The organism is Pelatocladus sp. (assembly GCF_059505505.1).
Window position 1 is genome coordinate 1 of the sequence record NZ_JCACKS010000215.1, and the last position, 16,182, is coordinate 16,182.

11 protein-coding genes are annotated in these 16,182 nt (G+C 37.0%); 10 read left to right on the forward strand and 1 reads right to left on the reverse strand.

Annotation, left to right across the window (positions count from 1 at the left end; all coding sequences use genetic code 11):
• Positions 1–226: 226 nt before the first annotated feature.
• Positions 227–2,116 (reverse strand): bluetail domain-containing putative surface protein, encoded by a 1,890-nt coding sequence (locus tag AC5JMK_RS18880; protein WP_495910791.1) that lies wholly within the window; start codon positions 2,114–2,116, stop codon positions 227–229.
• A 2,061-nt stretch (positions 2,117–4,177) separates the two neighbouring features.
• Between AC5JMK_RS18880 and AC5JMK_RS18885 the strand changes: the two genes are divergently transcribed.
• The 10 genes from AC5JMK_RS18885 to AC5JMK_RS18930 all read left to right on the forward strand — a co-directional run bounded on the left by AC5JMK_RS18885 (position 4,178) and on the right by AC5JMK_RS18930 (position 16,172).
• On the forward strand, positions 4,178–4,603 hold the full coding sequence (locus AC5JMK_RS18885) for a hypothetical protein (protein ID WP_495910792.1): 426 nt from the start codon (positions 4,178–4,180) through the stop codon (positions 4,601–4,603).
• A 124-nt stretch (positions 4,604–4,727) separates the two neighbouring features.
• A complete protein-coding gene (locus AC5JMK_RS18890; protein WP_495910793.1) occupies positions 4,728–6,923 on the forward strand; it encodes a GumC family protein in 2,196 nt (731 codons plus the stop codon).
• A 67-nt stretch (positions 6,924–6,990) separates the two neighbouring features.
• Positions 6,991–8,349 (forward strand): flippase, encoded by a 1,359-nt coding sequence (locus AC5JMK_RS18895; RefSeq protein ID WP_096677141.1) that lies wholly within the window; start codon positions 6,991–6,993, stop codon positions 8,347–8,349.
• A gap of 84 nt (positions 8,350–8,433) precedes the next feature.
• Positions 8,434–9,363, forward strand: a complete 930-nt coding sequence (locus AC5JMK_RS18900; RefSeq protein WP_495910794.1) for a glycosyltransferase family 2 protein — start codon at positions 8,434–8,436, stop codon at positions 9,361–9,363.
• Between the two features lie 43 nt (positions 9,364–9,406).
• Positions 9,407–10,648 carry a glycosyltransferase family 4 protein gene (locus AC5JMK_RS18905; protein ID WP_096677142.1) on the forward strand — a complete coding sequence of 414 codons (1,242 nt, stop codon included), beginning with the start codon at positions 9,407–9,409 and terminating at the stop codon, positions 10,646–10,648.
• A 63-nt stretch (positions 10,649–10,711) separates the two neighbouring features.
• On the forward strand, positions 10,712–11,956 hold the full coding sequence (locus tag AC5JMK_RS18910) for an O-antigen ligase family protein (protein WP_096677143.1): 1,245 nt from the start codon (positions 10,712–10,714) through the stop codon (positions 11,954–11,956).
• 122 nt (positions 11,957–12,078) lie between these two features.
• Positions 12,079–12,999, forward strand: coding sequence for a glycosyltransferase family 2 protein (locus AC5JMK_RS18915; protein ID WP_096677144.1), 921 nt, complete (start codon positions 12,079–12,081; stop codon positions 12,997–12,999).
• A 66-nt stretch (positions 13,000–13,065) separates the two neighbouring features.
• Positions 13,066–14,229: a glycosyltransferase family 4 protein gene (locus AC5JMK_RS18920; protein ID WP_096677145.1), complete on the forward strand. Its 1,164-nt coding sequence runs from the start codon at positions 13,066–13,068 to the stop codon at positions 14,227–14,229.
• 71 nt (positions 14,230–14,300) lie between these two features.
• Positions 14,301–15,362: an NAD-dependent epimerase/dehydratase family protein gene (locus AC5JMK_RS18925; protein WP_495910795.1), complete on the forward strand. Its 1,062-nt coding sequence runs from the start codon at positions 14,301–14,303 to the stop codon at positions 15,360–15,362.
• A 3-nt stretch (positions 15,363–15,365) separates the two neighbouring features.
• Complete coding sequence (locus tag AC5JMK_RS18930; RefSeq protein WP_096677147.1) at positions 15,366–16,172, forward strand: WecB/TagA/CpsF family glycosyltransferase; 807 nt, start codon at positions 15,366–15,368, stop codon at positions 16,170–16,172.
• Positions 16,173–16,182 lie beyond the last annotated feature (10 nt).

The following is a 16,182-nucleotide window of genomic DNA, read 5'->3' on the forward strand; positions in this document are numbered from 1 at the left end:
TGGTTCGCAAATAATTTACGCGAACCATCCTTCTTGTCCAAAGTCCAATTATAAGCCAAAATCCTGAAATAATGCTTATTTGAACCGTATTCAAAGCTAGGGTGAAAGGAATGGAACTTTTCTTTCACCCCAATATGGTTAGGTTAAGAATTTTTCGTGATGATTTTGGGTATGTAGAGACGCAAGATTTCGCGTCTCTACTTTTGCAACATGTTTAATCTCTCACCTACACAACACCTGTGGCTGTATCCTTTCCTGGAATTTGGATACCATTCATATTAATCAGCAAATCATTATTTGCGTCAAAGGGTTTATTTTGGTTATTGATTGCCAAGTAGGTACTACCTTGCCATTGGAATAATACACCCTCGTTTTCGTTTAATATCTGATCACCCTGGGTTTGTGGATCTTTATCGTTATAAGCTGCTTCAATCGCAACAGACAGATTGTTCCCTTTCACTAGACCTGCATCGTATAGATATATTGTTTGGGTTCCTTCTTTTGTGGATGTGGATAATGTGCCATCATTGTTGAACCAGATGCGATCGCCTTCATTTGGGTTAAAGTTGGTGATGGGATCAACCGCATTCACCTGTGATTGGGAAAATCCCTGTTGTTGATTATTACTGACATAGATAGAGCCATCTTTGCTAGGTTCACCAGTGAGAATATCGGTTTCCAAATCGCCAGAAACCTGATTATCTGATCCTTGAGGGAGGATTTGATCGCTATTTGCATCTGAAGTAGTAACAACAGTGTTATTACCTGTCTCCTCAATGATGGGAGTATTGCTATTAGTGACACCCATAACCTCGCTACTTTGAGGAGAAGCTGAATTTGTCCCTACTTCTAAAGCACCAATATCGGCGATCGCACTACCGTTACCATCGCCATCCTGTGGACGGTTATTACCGCGTTGATCTGTTTTGAGAATGCTGACCTCATTAAAGATGTCAGAACCAATATCAATCGCTGGACTTGTAGATTTGAGTGTAAAATCACCCCTGCCAGGATCTACAAATTGTGGATCATAATCTAAAATATTTTGCAGATCTCCTGCATTTGGATCATTTGAACTCACGAATTCAGAAGAGTTATAAGCGAGATTGTGATCAAATGTCACATTTTCGGAATTATGGATGTGATTGGCACGACGATCAGACCTCGCGTACATGATATTGTTGTAGCCACCCACATTTTTTGAATTTATTACCGCAATCTCTCCACTCATGTCAGGATTGCGAGAATTTTGGTAAGTAGTGTTATTGATGATATCTGCATTTAAGTAGTGGTAAGCTTGAATACCAAAACCACCGTTGTCGTAGACAGTATTATTAGCAACTAATGTCTTTCCTTGATAGGCTTCATGACCCTGATCTTTCCCGTCTCCTGTGTCCAGCATGATACCATGCCCTTCAGTTATTTCCCCTGCCACATTCCACGGAATCAGACTTTGGTTATCAAAGACGATGTTGTCTTTAATAACCATCTTATAATCACTAGTGTTATTGTCTGAATTTCTGTTCCAAATCACACCAATTCCACTTACACCTTTGGGTGTATACCAAGCATTTCCGGAGACGACGTTTTTCTCAATCGTGATGTAGTCCGCATCGTGAGCTCCAATACCTCCACCCGTAAAATTACGGACTTTGTTACCTTTAATGACAATGTGGTCAGAATAGCCCATGTCAGAGCGACCATGAATTACAACACCAAAACTATTAGTAATAGGGTTGTTTGGATTGTATTGCTCTTGTTGGGCATAATCTAATGTAACTTCATCCTTGCTACCTTCTATGTCGAGTCCTTCAATTTGCAAATAAGATGAGCCAGCGATGTTAATCCCAAAAGCTCCTTTTACTTTCAACTTAGGCGTGTGTCCTGGGTAGGCTTTGATAGTTGTCCACTTGTCTTCTGAACCATTTTTATTCCAAACTGACAGTAAGTCTTTACTGGGATCACTCTGGGTGTAAGTCCCATTCATTATGTAGAGTGTATCACCTGCTTCTAACTGATCTGCTCCTGTTTGTAGGCTTTTAAACGCAGCTTTTTCACTTAAGCCATCGTTACTATCATTACCTGTCTCAGCAGAAACATAGTACGTTTTACCCATTTTTTAATACTCCTAAGCTGTGTAAGAGGATATGGTAGTGTCCCTTCTGTAAAAACCCTGAAGTTAAGTTTTATCCGTCACGTCCATAAATTGAGTTCAGGTTCAGTGTAAATTTTTGTCAAGTATTCTTAATTGGATAAAATAGTTACATTTTTCCAGACAAAAACTATTCATTTCGCTAGGTTTATAGCCGATTACATCGTACCTGCATCTGTGTGCAGTAGCGATCGCAACCTTATTACACCCCTAAACCACTATCTTCTGTGGTTATCGAAATGAATTTTTGTCGAAACTTGGTAGACTTTACACCTTTAACTTCAGGTAACTGTAACTAAAGCTGAAAATTTAATTGAGGTAACTCAAACTGATGTAACAGAGCATAAAATATTACATTTGCAATTAAGCAACTCAACCTGGTAGATGCTCAAATTCCAGCTGAGATTGCAAATAATATTCAAATATTTGAATCTCTAGAGAATATTACACTGACATTTGACTTATTTTCAAGCTATTTGTTAATTTCTTAAGCTGCATAGTGAATCCATAAAGTCAGGAACACAAACTAAATAAAACACACAACCTAACTTTCTTGCCTTTTTGAACTCGTACAGAAGTGAGAAGCTTAGGTTATATAAATTAACTGCATGTTATTGCATTCCATAATCCTAAATGTTTATGTCTTAGGTCTTGATTGATTTAACAACCCCTATAAGCTATCTTGCTTAAGATAGAATATAAGTAAGTTCGTATATGTATTTAGGTATAAATTCTTCTCAGAGGTTACATGTATTAAAAAAAACTCAAATGATGTCAATATATTTGAGATAGAAATTTAGCTAAACATCTTGTTCATATCAAGATTGAAATACATTCTTGCTTATTTCATTTTACACATCATAATTATTTGACTTATTCATGTCAAAACATACTCTAATCTAATTCGATTTGAGCAGGAGCTTGTCGTAAGAGAGCATATATCATATCTACTGTTAGTTTAAGTTATCGCTTACTAGGATGTTCGTCATAATTTCCATCCGCGATCTTATAGGCATGAATATATCTAGAGACATAAATGATACTGTTTTTAAATCATATAGTTATAATTTAAGTCCGCGATTTTGTAAGCATGAATATACCTAGAGGCATAAATTGTACTGGTTTTAAATAATTCTGTACAAAGTCTTTATTTTTTGGTATACATATGCTGTATACTCCAATATGGAAAACAACAACCATAGAAATTAATGAATTATGGGATCACTAGATGCTTAAAAAGTAATGTAAATTACATTTGCTAATGTAATTATAAAAACTTAAGGAAGTGAAATAGAAATTATATTGCTTTGTAAATATTTGGATAGCATTGAGAAATAATTCTAGTAAACCTGTTTGATGAGGACTGCAATATTACATATATAATAACTGAATCTAAGTATCAATTGCTACCTAAGATTTTTACTTATTGAGGATCACAAGTCATGCCTAACTAAAAAATTTATTGGTTGAGCAACGTACCGACAAAAGTATGTTCATTATAATTTCTGACTATTGAAATTGATTGTGAGATTTTTAGTTGGATAATCTTCTGGAATTATTACGATTGTCATTCCTAGAAGGAAGAGTAAGAAGAATATAGAATAAATGATTTTGAATTCATGGAGTAGGGCTTCGATGGTCAAGCAAGATCTCAGTCCTTCCAAGACAGCCATCTTTCTAGATTTAGATGTTGATAAATCGAAGGATGGTCGAATTGCCAGAGAAGTTGTAACTAAAATTTAATTACCCTGCATAAGCTTCCTGTTGTCTAGCGATCGCGTATATTTTTTGATGGAATTTGAGGGCTGAAGAAATAATTATTATGTGTCTATCTTGTGTAATTGAAAATCATCCTTTGCAGAATCTTTATAAAAAAATGAATAAAAAATTGGTTAACTAAAGTAAATTTAAACTAAATAATTAACTTCAAAGTAGAGATGAACTTAGATGGTCTAATTTAGATCTCAGTTCATCTAGCGCAAACTTCTTGCTCTACTGTACATTTACCCAACAAGGGAGGTCAAAGTGCAAAGAAGATGTGATCGAAATCGCAAACGCTCAAAACGACGGGCTATCTATTGTCCAATTCATGGATGCTATCTAGATAGTGTAAGTCAGAAGTATCCATTGTTTGCTGATCGCCCAGGACAACTCCAGCAGAGGGGAATAGGACGACAAACAGCACTGTTTTTAGTAGCAAAGAAAACCGCAGTACCTTTGGAAGGAGAATGGTTAGAAGCATTCTGGTGTGATCAATGTCAAGAAAAAAGGTGGTATCACGTCAAAAAGCGCGATCGCATCTATGAAGTATCTATTGCAGCTCCAGAACTTTGGCAGCAAGCAATGGGAGTAATTTACCCTGAAGGAAATCCTTCTGTAGGAGAATTCACTCGCAGACATGCAAGAATGGTTGGTTGTAAAAGCAGCAAGGATTTCGGATTCATTAGTTAGTACCAATTATTTTGAACCTGTACAGAATTGAATTTTAATAATATATGCAGCTTTTTTATAGATAATTGGTATTGACTAGCAGATTTTTAATTGTAATTTATGATTAATAAGGCCAATATCTGCCATGAAAGAATCTGAATATCAACTTGAAGAGATAGATGTTCAAAAATACTTGCTTGTTCTACAACGACGTTGGATGACCGCAGTAGGAGTATTTGGAGCAGTTGTCACCCTTGCATTGTTGTACGCATTTTCATTAAAACCTACATATACAGCACAAGCGAGTCTGTTAATTAAGACAAATCGAGCATCTTCACTAACAGGATTGGGAGAAGACATAGGAAGACTAGAATCCTTAGTGCGTGAGAACAGTCCTGTAGACACGCAGGCGAAAATTGTTATATCTGTTCCTGTAATTCAGGAAACCATCACATCCCTTAGCCTCAAAAATGATGAAGGTGAACCTCTAACAGTTGAGGAACTTTTGGAAAATTTGAAGGTAGAGGGTGTCAAAGGCACAGATGTCCTAGAAATATCTTATACAAATGAAAATCCTCAATTAGCTGCAAAAGTAATCAACAAGGTAGTTGATACTTATATTAAGCAAAACATACAAGCCAATAGAGAAGAAGCAACCTCAGCAGGCAGATTTATATTGCAGCAATTACCTAAAACTGAGGAAGCTGTCCAAAAAGCAGAGTTAGCCTTACGTAGATTCAAAGAGAAAAATAAGGTAATCGTTCTGCAAGAAGAAGCAACAGCAGCCGTTAACACCATTTCAAAATTAGAAGATGAAATTGCCCAAGCGCAAGCTCAACTTGTTGATGCTAATGCTCGTCTGGAAAAATTACAAAATCAGGCTAGGGTGAACTCACAAGAAGCTGTATCAGCAGTTGATTTAAGTCAAGTAGCTGGAACTCAGCAAGTACTAAAAGAACTCCAAGAAGCACAAACCGAGTTGACGGTAGCGCGAACCCGTTATCTACCTGGACATCCCACAGTCTCTAATTTAGAAGAAAAAGTTTCTGCTCTCAAGAACTTACTACAACAGCGAGTCGAGCAAGTAGGTGGTAATAACCCACAAATTTCCACAGCAAATTTACAGATGGGAGAGGTACGACAAAAGCTAATTGAAGATTTAGCAAACACAGATAAAGAACGTGCAGGTTTGGAGAAAAGACTTGCTGATCTAAGAAATACATGGTCGCTGTATAAACAGCGAGCCAATATTATGCCTCGATTAGAACAAACCCAACGGGAACTAGAGCGAAAGCTAAAAGCCGCGCAAACAACTTACGAAACACTTTTGACGAGATTACAAGAAATTAACGTAGCCGAAAACCAAAATATTGGTAATGCTCGAATCATTTCCCCTGCATTAGTACCAGATGAGCCAAGTGGTACGAGAAAAGCTCTAATTGTTTTGGGTGGAGGAGTTTTAGGTATACTGCTGGGAATAATTGCTGCTCTGACTTCTGATTTAATAGACCGATCTATTAAGACTGTTAGAGAAGCTAGAGAACTTTTCCAGTATACATTGCTAGGAGTCATTCCTAGTGTCAGTAGAAGTGATAAAAGCAGCTATTCGGTAGAAGGATTAGATAGACCAGTTCCCAGAGTAGTTGGTAGAGATATCCCCCATTTCCCTGTTGGTGATGCATACCAAATGCTGCAAGCAAACTTGAAATTTCTTTCAGATAAGCAGCTAAAAGCAATTACAGTTACTAGTTCCATACCTAAAGAAGGAAAATCAGAGGTTTCTGCAAACTTAGCTGTAGCAATGGCTGAAGTTGAGCGTCGAGTGCTGTTAGTAGATGCTGATATGCGTCATCCCATCCAGCATCATATTTGGCAACTAAGCAATAAGAAGGGCTTAAGTAATATCATTGTTGATCAAGTTCCCCTAGAGAGTGTAGTCCACGAAGTAATGCCTAATTTACACGTTCTCACCTCTGGGGTCATACCTCCTAATCCAGTAGCTCTACTAGATTCTGATCGTATGGCAACCTTAGTTGCTAACTTTACCAAAGATTATGATTGTGTAATTTTTGATGCTCCACCTTTAGCGGGAACAGCAGATGCAGCAGTTCTGGGTAAATTAGCTGACGGTATTTTGTTAGTTGTGCGTCCAGAAGTGGTTGACTTTGCAAGTGCTAGTGCAGCTAAAGAGTTTTTAACTCAATCGGGTCAAAAAGTACTAGGTATGGTAATTAACGCTGTCAGTGTAAAACGCGAACGTGACAGCTATTTCTACTATGGCAAAAATTCAGTGGAGTCAACTAGTGTGTCTAAAAAATCTATTTTGGTGAAAAATCGTTGAGCAAAAATTTGATGAGAAGTGCGATCGCTTTTGAGGTAGTTGCTTACGGTATTAGAAAAGCATAATAATGCTCAAAAAAATAAAAAGAATTACTCATAAACTCAGTCCTAACCTACAAAAGATTATTAGTAATACAGGTTGGCTGTTAGCTGATAGAGTTTTGCGAATGGGTACAGGACTATTAGTAGGAGTTTGGGTAGCTCGCTACCTTGGACCAGAAAATTTTGGTATTTTCAATTATGCGATCGCTTTTACTGCCATATTCAACACAGTTGCGAATCTGGGACTTGATAGCATTGTTGTTCGTAACATTGTCCGTCAACCCAACAATAAAGATGAAATCTTAGGTACAGCCTTCTTGATGAAGGTCTTAGCCCAAGTTGTGATCATAGTTCTCTCAGTTGCAGCAATTATCATTATCCGTCCCGGTGAGATTCTTACCCACCAGTTGGTTGGAATCTTGACTGTGGGAATGTTTTTTGAATCTTATTACGTAATTGATTATTGGTTCCAATCCCAAGTTCAGTCCAAATATACAGTTTGGTTTAAAAATATAGGTTTGGTCTTAGCTAGTTGTATGCGGGTTGTATTAATCCAAATACAAGCTCCATTAATTCTTTTTGCTTGGGCTTATTCTGCTGAAACTGCTCTGAGTGCTTTGGGAATTGTAGTGGCGTACAAGATTAAAGGTTATTTTATACAAGCATGGAGTTTTAGCTGGAAGTGTGCAATAGAGTTACTTAAAGATAGTTGGACACTCATTCTTACAAGTTTTGTCATCATGATTTATATGCGAACTGATCAGTTAATGCTAGGCCAGATGATTGGTGACAAATCAGTGGGAATATACTCGGCAGCAATCAAGATATCAGAAATTTGGTATTTCATACCAACTTCCATAACAAGTTCAGTTTTTCCATCCATTTTGAAAGCCAAACAAGTAAGTCAACACCTGTACTATGAACAGATACAGAAAGTTTTAGATTTACTCACAATCGTGTCTTTTGCAGTTGGTATAACCATTTCCTTATCATCATATCAAATTATCAATTTGATGTATGGCAAAGAATATGCAGAAGCAGGTACCATACTTATAATCCATATTTGGACTGGATTATTCGTCTCATTAGGCTTGGTATGTGGTCTATGGACAACAGCAGAGAATTTAATGCAGTTTACATTTATAGCAACTGCCAATGGTGCAATCATAAATGTCATTTTGAATTACTTTTTAATTAAGAATTATGGAGGTACAGGAGCAGCAATTTCTTCACTAATTGCTCAATGTGTTGCTTCATATTTATCTTATATATTTTTGCCACGAACTAGAAAGATTTTCGTTATGCAAACTAAAGCAATTTTATTACCAGGTTTATTAAATAGATTATTTAAATACGGCAAAACTATGGCTAACCAAGAATCATAATTTATGAAAAACGTAAGTAAATAACTACATGAATTATATATAGCTTATAGTCATTTACACCTAAAAATTATTACGTAACTTTTCATGTTTGAATTTAGCTTGCAAACCCCAGTAGCTTTTATTATCTTCAAGCGACCCCACACAACAGAGCTTGTTTTTGAAGCAATTCGTCAAGCCAAACCAGCAAAACTTTTTGTCATCGCAGATGGTCCCCGACACGATCGCGCTGATGAGCCAGAAAAGTGTGAAGCTACTCGTGCAATTATTAATCGCGTTGACTGGGATTGTGATGTTCTTACCAACTACTCAGATGTTAATTTAGGGTGTGCAAAACGCGTTTCTAGTGGTCTGGATTGGGTCTTCAATAATGTTGAAGAAGCGATTATTTTAGAAGATGATTGTGTACCTCATCCGACATTTTTTCGTTTTTGTGAAGAATTACTAGAGAAATATAGGTACGATACCCGTATATCTTCAATTTCTGGACAAAATGTTCAATTTGGACGCAAACGGACTAATTACAGTTATTACTTTTCTATCTACAACCACTGCTGGGGTTGGGCAAGCTGGAGACGTGCTTGGCAATATTATGATTTATACATGAAGCTTTGGCCCGAAATTAAAGCTGGAGGTTTTCTCAATAATATCCTTATGGATTCTAGGTATGTTGAATATTGGAGCAAGATATTTGAGTCTGTTTACAACAATCCTCTTAGCATTACTTGGGATTATCAATGGACGTTTGCTTGTTGGGTACAGAGTAGCTTAGGTATTATCTCAAATGGAAACTTAATTTCTAATATAGGCTTCGGTTCGGATTCTACTCATTTCATTGGAAATCAAGAAAATCCCTACAACAATATGGCTACAGAGGAAATTAAATTTCCTTTAAAACACCCACCTTTTACTTTTAAAGACGTGCAAGCAGATACTTTTACACAAAAGACTTTATTTAGAGAAGATCCACTGCAATCTCTTAAACTCAGTATCAAAAAGATACTTAATAAAAGTTGATACTTTAACATTAATTAAATTTTCTAAAGAAGAATTTGCTCACATGAAGATTTTGCTCCTTAGTACTCAAGATATGTTAGGTGGTGCAGCTCGTGCTTCATATCGTTTGCACAAGGGGTTACAAAATATTGGTATCAACTCACAAATGCTAGTACAAGAAAAAAATAGTGATGATAAAACAGTATTAGCACCAAGAATTAGGATGTTTCAAGGCATAGCACGTTCAAAATTGACATTTGATGCTTTGCCATTAAAGTTTTATCGTCAACGAAGTGAAAATATATTTTCTCTTCAATGGTTACCAGATAGAGTAATTCCCAAAATTGCTGCTATTAATCCAGATATTATTAATTTACACTGGATTAGTGGAGCATTTGTGCATATAGAAACACTTGCCAAGGTGAAACGACCTTTACTTTGGACACTTCATGATATGTGGGCATTTACTGGAGGATGTCACTACAGTGGAGATTGCGATCGCTACACTCAATCTTGTGGAACTTGTCCTCAGCTTGGTAGCAAAAAGGACTGGGATTTGTCTCGTTGGGTATGGAAACGCAAAATTAGTGCTTGGAAAAAACTTAACCTCACAATAGTTACACCTAGCTCTTGGTTAGCTAAATGTGCCAGAGCTAGTTCCCTTTTTCAAGATTTACGCATTGAAGTCATTCCTAATGGAGTGGATATTCAAACATATCGGCCTATTGAGCGTCGCGTCGCCAGAAAACTACTAAACTTACCAGAAGATAAGCAACTTGTTTTGTTCGGTTCACTACGAGCAACCAGTGACAACAGAAAAGGATTTCATCTGTTACAACCTGCTTTGCAAGAGTTAAGCAAATCTGGTTGGAAAGACAGGTTAGAAGTAGTCATTTTTGGAGCATCTCAACCTGAAGATCCGCCTGATTTTGGTTTTCAGGCTCACTACGTCGGTACACTTAATGATGATTTGTCATTAAGTGTAGTATATTCAGCAGCAGATGTATTTGTTTTACCTTCAATTGAAGAAAATTTGGCTAACACAGTCATGGAAGCGATCGCTTGTGGAACACCTTGTGTCGCATTTAACATTGGTGGTATGCCAGATATGATTGACCATCAGAAAAATGGTTACTTAGCTCAAGCTTATAGAATAGAAGACTTGGCTCAAGGTATAAACTGGGTACTAGAAAATCAGGAAAGGCATCATAAACTTTCATATTATGCTCGTGAAAAGGCAGTACAAGAATTTACCTTAGAAATTCAAGCAAGTCACTACAGTTCTCTTTTTCAAGAGTTATGTTGATATTTTCATAAACATTCTTAAAATATTATGCTATTTAAAATCATAAGCTCCTGACTATAACAAATGACAAAAATATCGCTTATAGCTTTGAGAAAAAAGCTAGAGATTATCACTACAATTGCTTTACTTTTGCTGACTGAGTATTTCCCTTTCCCATCCCTAATATTAAATCTCGTCAGCATAATAATCTATTTATTTTTATTTTTTGTCATTTTTGGACGGGGAAAAAGATTTCTTTATGTTGTGACACGAGATATATCTTTACTTTTATTGTTCAGTTTAGCGATCGCCTCACTTTTTTGGTCTAACAATCCAGAAATTACTGCTTCTCAATTGAGATTTTTGTTCCGATCAAGTCTCTTAGGAGTGTACCTTGCTATGCAATACAGTCCTAGAGAACAGATGAGCTTGCTGTCTTGGACAGCTGGTATATCAATAATTCTATCTTTAGGTAGTATTTTTTTATTTCCAACGTTTGGTACTGCTTTAGTTGAGGGTCAATTATCTTGGGTAGGTATCTACTCACACAAGCAGATATTTGGTCGTCAATTGGGACTTTTTGCATTAATATTTGTAGTAGGATATTTAGATAAAAGAAGTAATAATCTCTCCGTTATTATTGGCTTTCTAGTAGTGTTGCTACTTGCATTAAATTCTAACAGTAAAACTGCATGGCTAATGATAATATTTTCGTTACTTATTGTTTTTTTATACAAAATAAATAAGCAACGTAGGATTAGGCTATTAATGTTTTTGTTTTTTTCATTATTAGCTATTGTCACTGTATTTCTCGTAACTGCTAATTTAAAGTTTATAGTAGTTGATTTATTAGGGAAAAATCTTGAATTTAACGGTCGCATTCCTATTTGGAATCTTTCTATTGAAAGAGGATTAGAGCAACCATGGCTGGGCTATGGTTATGCAGGTTTTTGGGGTTCATCAGTTGCTGATTATGTCATAAAAAATAGCTGGGCAGCCACAGATGAGGCATTCTCCCGTAGCGCTACCTCATTCCATGCTCACAATGGTTATATAGATATTTTTCTTCAACTTGGTTTCATTGGTTTACTAATATTTTCCGTTAATTTATTTATTACTCTAAAAAGAGTAATAATATTATTTATTTACACTAGATCCATAGAATATGCTTGGATGATGCAATTTATTGCACTTTTTTGTCTTCTGAATTTTAGTGACAGTTGTATTTTATTAGTAAATACATTTTGGGTTGTATATGTGTCCATAGCATTTTCATCTGCAATTGAATTTAAAAGAAAATTTTCGCCTCCCCATCGCTTAACTACATAGCTTGAAGAATGGTGTGAGGGTGTAGGAGGAGTTATCTTTTTCATTTTCAATCGATAAAAATAGAGAAATCTATTTCATAGAAGTTACAGTTGCTCTGAGTTGTTGTAAGTTTCATAAATTTTATGCAGGTTCAAAATACAGTCACCAATCATAGCCAAAAAGCCGTGAGTAAAACCTTGCGTCTCGCTGTAATTATGACTTGTCACAATCGTTTAGCGAAGACTTTAGGTTGTTTAGAGGCTTTGTACAAGCAAGAATTGTCATCAAATCTTGAGATACAAGTTTACTTAGTAGATGATGGCAGTACTGATGGTACAGGAGAAGTAGTACGTAGTAATTACCCTGCGGTAAATGTTCTCTTGGGAAGTGGAGAACTGTTTTGGAATGGAGGGATGAGATTAGCTTTTGCTGAGGCTATCAAGTACGATTATGACTACTATCTCTGGCTCAATGATGACACTATTCTTTATCCAGAAGCTATAAATAATTTGTTGACATCTTCCCATACTTTAACTAAGCAAGGTTATGTGAAAACAGTTGTGGTAGGGTCAACTCAAGATGCAAAAACTGGTTTACTCTCCTATGGAGGTATGATTGCCAGTAGTTGGTGGCATCCTCTGAAGTTTAATTTAATCAAACCAGATAATAATCAAGTAAAACCCTGTTCAACTATTAATGGTAACTGTGTCCTCTTATCCAGAGAGGTCGTTCAAGCAGTAGGAAATCTTGACCCAGCCTTTCGTCATAGCACCGGAGATTTTGATTACGGGCTACGAGTTCACAAACAGGGTGGTTCAGTTTGGCTAGCACCAAGATACGTAGGGACCTGTGAATATAATCCCTTAAGACATCAAGCTTGGGATGAACCAAATTTAACTTTGCGTCAGCGATGGGAAAAAATTAACCAGCCTAGAGGACTACCAATTAGAGAATGGAAAGTATTTGCCCGTAGACATGCAGGTTCATTCTGGATCTTCTACTGGCTACTTCCTTATGCAAGATTGGTTTTAAAGTCAGTGTTATCTCAGAAACTAGTAGCTTGAATTCTAGAGTCAAATGAAAACTTAGCAAGCAAAGTTCCAGTTTTAGCATCAAAAAAGCAACAAATAATGAAGAAAATAGATAAACCTCGTATAGCTTTGCTTCTTCCAACTGTAGAGCTAGGTGCTTACTGGCAACCAGTTTTGGAGGAATTGACAAACTTATCTGATCAAACTATTCTCTACACGGGTCGTCCTTGGCCTGGTTTTGATTTACAGGCTGGGAATAATTATACCGTTAAGGTAGTCGGAAAAACGATGCGACTAACAGCGAATAAGGAAAAAACCGACTATAGCGGTGGTTTTATGTACCTATCTCCAGATATTATCCGTTATTTATTCCAATTTAAACCTCATGTAGTTTTTACGAGCGGGTTCTCTGCTTGGACGGTATTAGCATTGCTTTTCAAACCTTTCGGTAAATGGCGACTTGTTCTTGCTTGGGAGGGTAGTTCACCAAACGTAGACTTTCGACATTCAAAAGTCCGTTCATTCCTCAGAAGCATGATGGCTTGGTTTGCAGATGCATTAATTACAAATAGTCATGGTGGAGAGGAATATCTGATCCAATTTTTAGGAGTCCAGAAAGATAAAGTCCGAAGAAGACCGTACATGGTACCGGATGTAAAAACTTTATTGCAAATACCTAAAAGTTTTGATGCTAAAAACATTGTTCGACAGCAACAACATCCAGTTTTTTTATACGTAGGGCGGATAGAGCAACGAAAAGGACTCTATAGTCTGCTTCAAGCATGTGCTATTCTCAAGAAACAAAATTATTGTAACTACACTTTGCTAGTTGTAGGTAGAGGACCGCAAAAGCAAGAGCTTGAGAGTTTTTGTACCCGTGAGAATATACAAGATTGCGTGAACTGGGTAGGTTGGGTTGACTATAGCAGTCTAGGAGTATATTTTCAGAATGCCGACATTTTTATTTTTCCGACCTTAGAAGACACTTGGGGAATGGTTGTGTTAGAAGCAATGGCTTTTAGTAAGCCTATCCTTTGTTCGAAATGGGCAGGAGCATCTGAGATGGTTATTGACGGGAAAAACGGTTATATTTTTGACCCCCATAATCCAGAGACTCTTGCTGAAGTAATGAAGCACTTTATAGATAATCCAAATCTTATTTCTTCAATGGGACAAAATTCGCAACAATTAATATCTCAGCATACTCCTGTAGCAGCAGCCAATTTCTTTGCACAGACAGCTTCTTTTGTTCTACAAAAATAGCTGTAACAAGTAAACATAACTTACTTGATAATTAAAATTTTTCATAGGATAAACCTAATATTAAGGTAAAAATGAGCGTAGCAATCATTACAGGTTCGGCTGGTTTAATTGGTTCAGAAGCAGTCAGATACTTTGCCAATCTTGGACTACATATTGTCGGTATTGACAATGACATGCGTAAATACTTCTTTGGAGAAGATGCTTCAACGGAGTGGAATCGCAAGCGTTTAGAATCAGAATTCAAGGAATATGAACACTACAACGTGGATATACGAGACTGCCCTAAAATAGCAGATATTTTTAAACATTTTGGCAAAAACATATCATTAATTATTCATACGGCTGCCCAACCTTCCCACGACTGGGCAGCTAGTGATCCATTCTCGGATTTTTCCGTGAATGCTAATGGTACACTCAACATGTTGCAGGCAACTCGTGAGTATTGTCCAGAAGCTGTATTTATTTTTACGTCTACCAATAAAGTCTATGGAGATTTACCGAATTACTTACCCTTAGTGGAGCAAGAAAAGCGATGGGAAATTGAAGCATCTCATAAATACTATCCGGGCATTTCCGAAGATATGAGCATCGATCAAAGTAAGCATTCCTTGTTTGGAGCTTCCAAAGTTGCAGCAGATGTTCTTGTCCAGGAATATGGTCGCTACTTTGATATGAAAACCGTGTCTTTTCGAGGGGGATGTCTAACTGGACCCAATCATTCAGGAACCCAACTGCACGGATTTTTGGCTTATCTGATGAAATGTGCGATTACTAGCAAGCCATATACCATATTTGGTTACAAAGGTAAACAGGTACGTGACAATATTCATTCATCTGATTTGATTTCTGCATTCTATGAATTTTATAAAAACCCTAGTGTGGGTGCAGTCTACAACATTGGAGGTGGTCGTGAAAGCAATTGTTCAATGCTAGAAGCTATCGATATTTGCCAAGAAATTACGCTTAAGGAGATGAACTATTCATACTCCGACAATAATCGGATCGGAGACCATATTTGGTATATCAGTGATCTATCAAAATTTAAAGCACATTACCCAGATTGGTCTATTAAATATGATGTGACGCAAATTCTGCGTGAAATTTACGAATATAACGTCGAAAGGTGGATATAAGTAATGATTGATGAGGGCAAATACCCCATTTTAGGTGTGAATGTACACGCTGTAGACTATGAATTTGCGGTTGCAAAAATTGTGTCAGCAGCCGAAAAAAAACACTCTTGTTCTGTGAGTGCTTTAGCAGTTCATGGAGTAATGACTGGTTTTTTAGATCCAGTACATGCGAGACGTTTGAATGGAATGGATCTGATTGTGCCAGATGGTCAACCTGTGCGCTGGGCTTTGTGGTGGTTATATCAAAAGAAATTGCCTGACCGCGTCTATGGTCCCAATCTCACATTGCGCGTTGCTCAAGCGTTTGCCGAACATGGATTATCAATTTATCTATACGGAAGTAAGACAGAAACATTGAGCAGATTTGCACAAAATCTGAAGCAATCTTTTCCTGATCTAATTATCGCTGGTATGGAACCTTCCAAATTCCGCAGACTAAGTGAAGGAGAGCGTATAGAACTAGCAGATCGCATTAAAGCTTCTGATGCAAACGCTGTTTTTCTGGGTTTAGGTTGTCCGAGACAAGAAGTCTGGGCTTTTGAATACCGCAATCTTTTAAATATTCCAATTCTAGCAGTTGGTGCGGCTTTTGATTTTCATGCAGGTACCTTACCGCAAGCGCCGCAAGTTCTACAAGATTTAGGTTTAGAGTGGTTCTATCGCTTGGTTCAAGAACCTAAACGTTTATGGCGGCGCTATGTTTTGCTCAATCCTCTATATGTGTGGAATGTATTTCTACAGTATGTAGGCTTGAGAAAGTTTATCCCAGCAAGACCAGATGGTAGTGAAAAGATAGAATCATATGGATGATTTGATGACC

Bases quoted from the DNA above. Each gene is read 5' to 3' on its own strand.
- AC5JMK_RS18880 (WP_495910791.1), bottom strand. From the start codon at position 2,116: ATGGGTAAAACGTACTATGTTTCTGCTGAGACAGGTAATGATAGTAAC.
- AC5JMK_RS18890 (WP_495910793.1), top strand. From the start codon at position 4,728: ATGAAAGAATCTGAATATCAACTTGAAGAGATAGATGTTCAAAAATAC.
- AC5JMK_RS18895 (WP_096677141.1), top strand. From the start codon at position 6,991: ATGCTCAAAAAAATAAAAAGAATTACTCATAAACTCAGTCCTAACCTA.
- AC5JMK_RS18900 (WP_495910794.1), top strand. From the start codon at position 8,434: ATGTTTGAATTTAGCTTGCAAACCCCAGTAGCTTTTATTATCTTCAAG.
- AC5JMK_RS18905 (WP_096677142.1), top strand. From the start codon at position 9,407: ATGAAGATTTTGCTCCTTAGTACTCAAGATATGTTAGGTGGTGCAGCT.
- AC5JMK_RS18910 (WP_096677143.1), top strand. From the start codon at position 10,712: ATGACAAAAATATCGCTTATAGCTTTGAGAAAAAAGCTAGAGATTATC.
- AC5JMK_RS18915 (WP_096677144.1), top strand. From the start codon at position 12,079: ATGCAGGTTCAAAATACAGTCACCAATCATAGCCAAAAAGCCGTGAGT.
- AC5JMK_RS18920 (WP_096677145.1), top strand. From the start codon at position 13,066: ATGAAGAAAATAGATAAACCTCGTATAGCTTTGCTTCTTCCAACTGTA.
- AC5JMK_RS18925 (WP_495910795.1), top strand. From the start codon at position 14,301: ATGAGCGTAGCAATCATTACAGGTTCGGCTGGTTTAATTGGTTCAGAA.
- AC5JMK_RS18930 (WP_096677147.1), top strand. From the start codon at position 15,366: ATGATTGATGAGGGCAAATACCCCATTTTAGGTGTGAATGTACACGCT.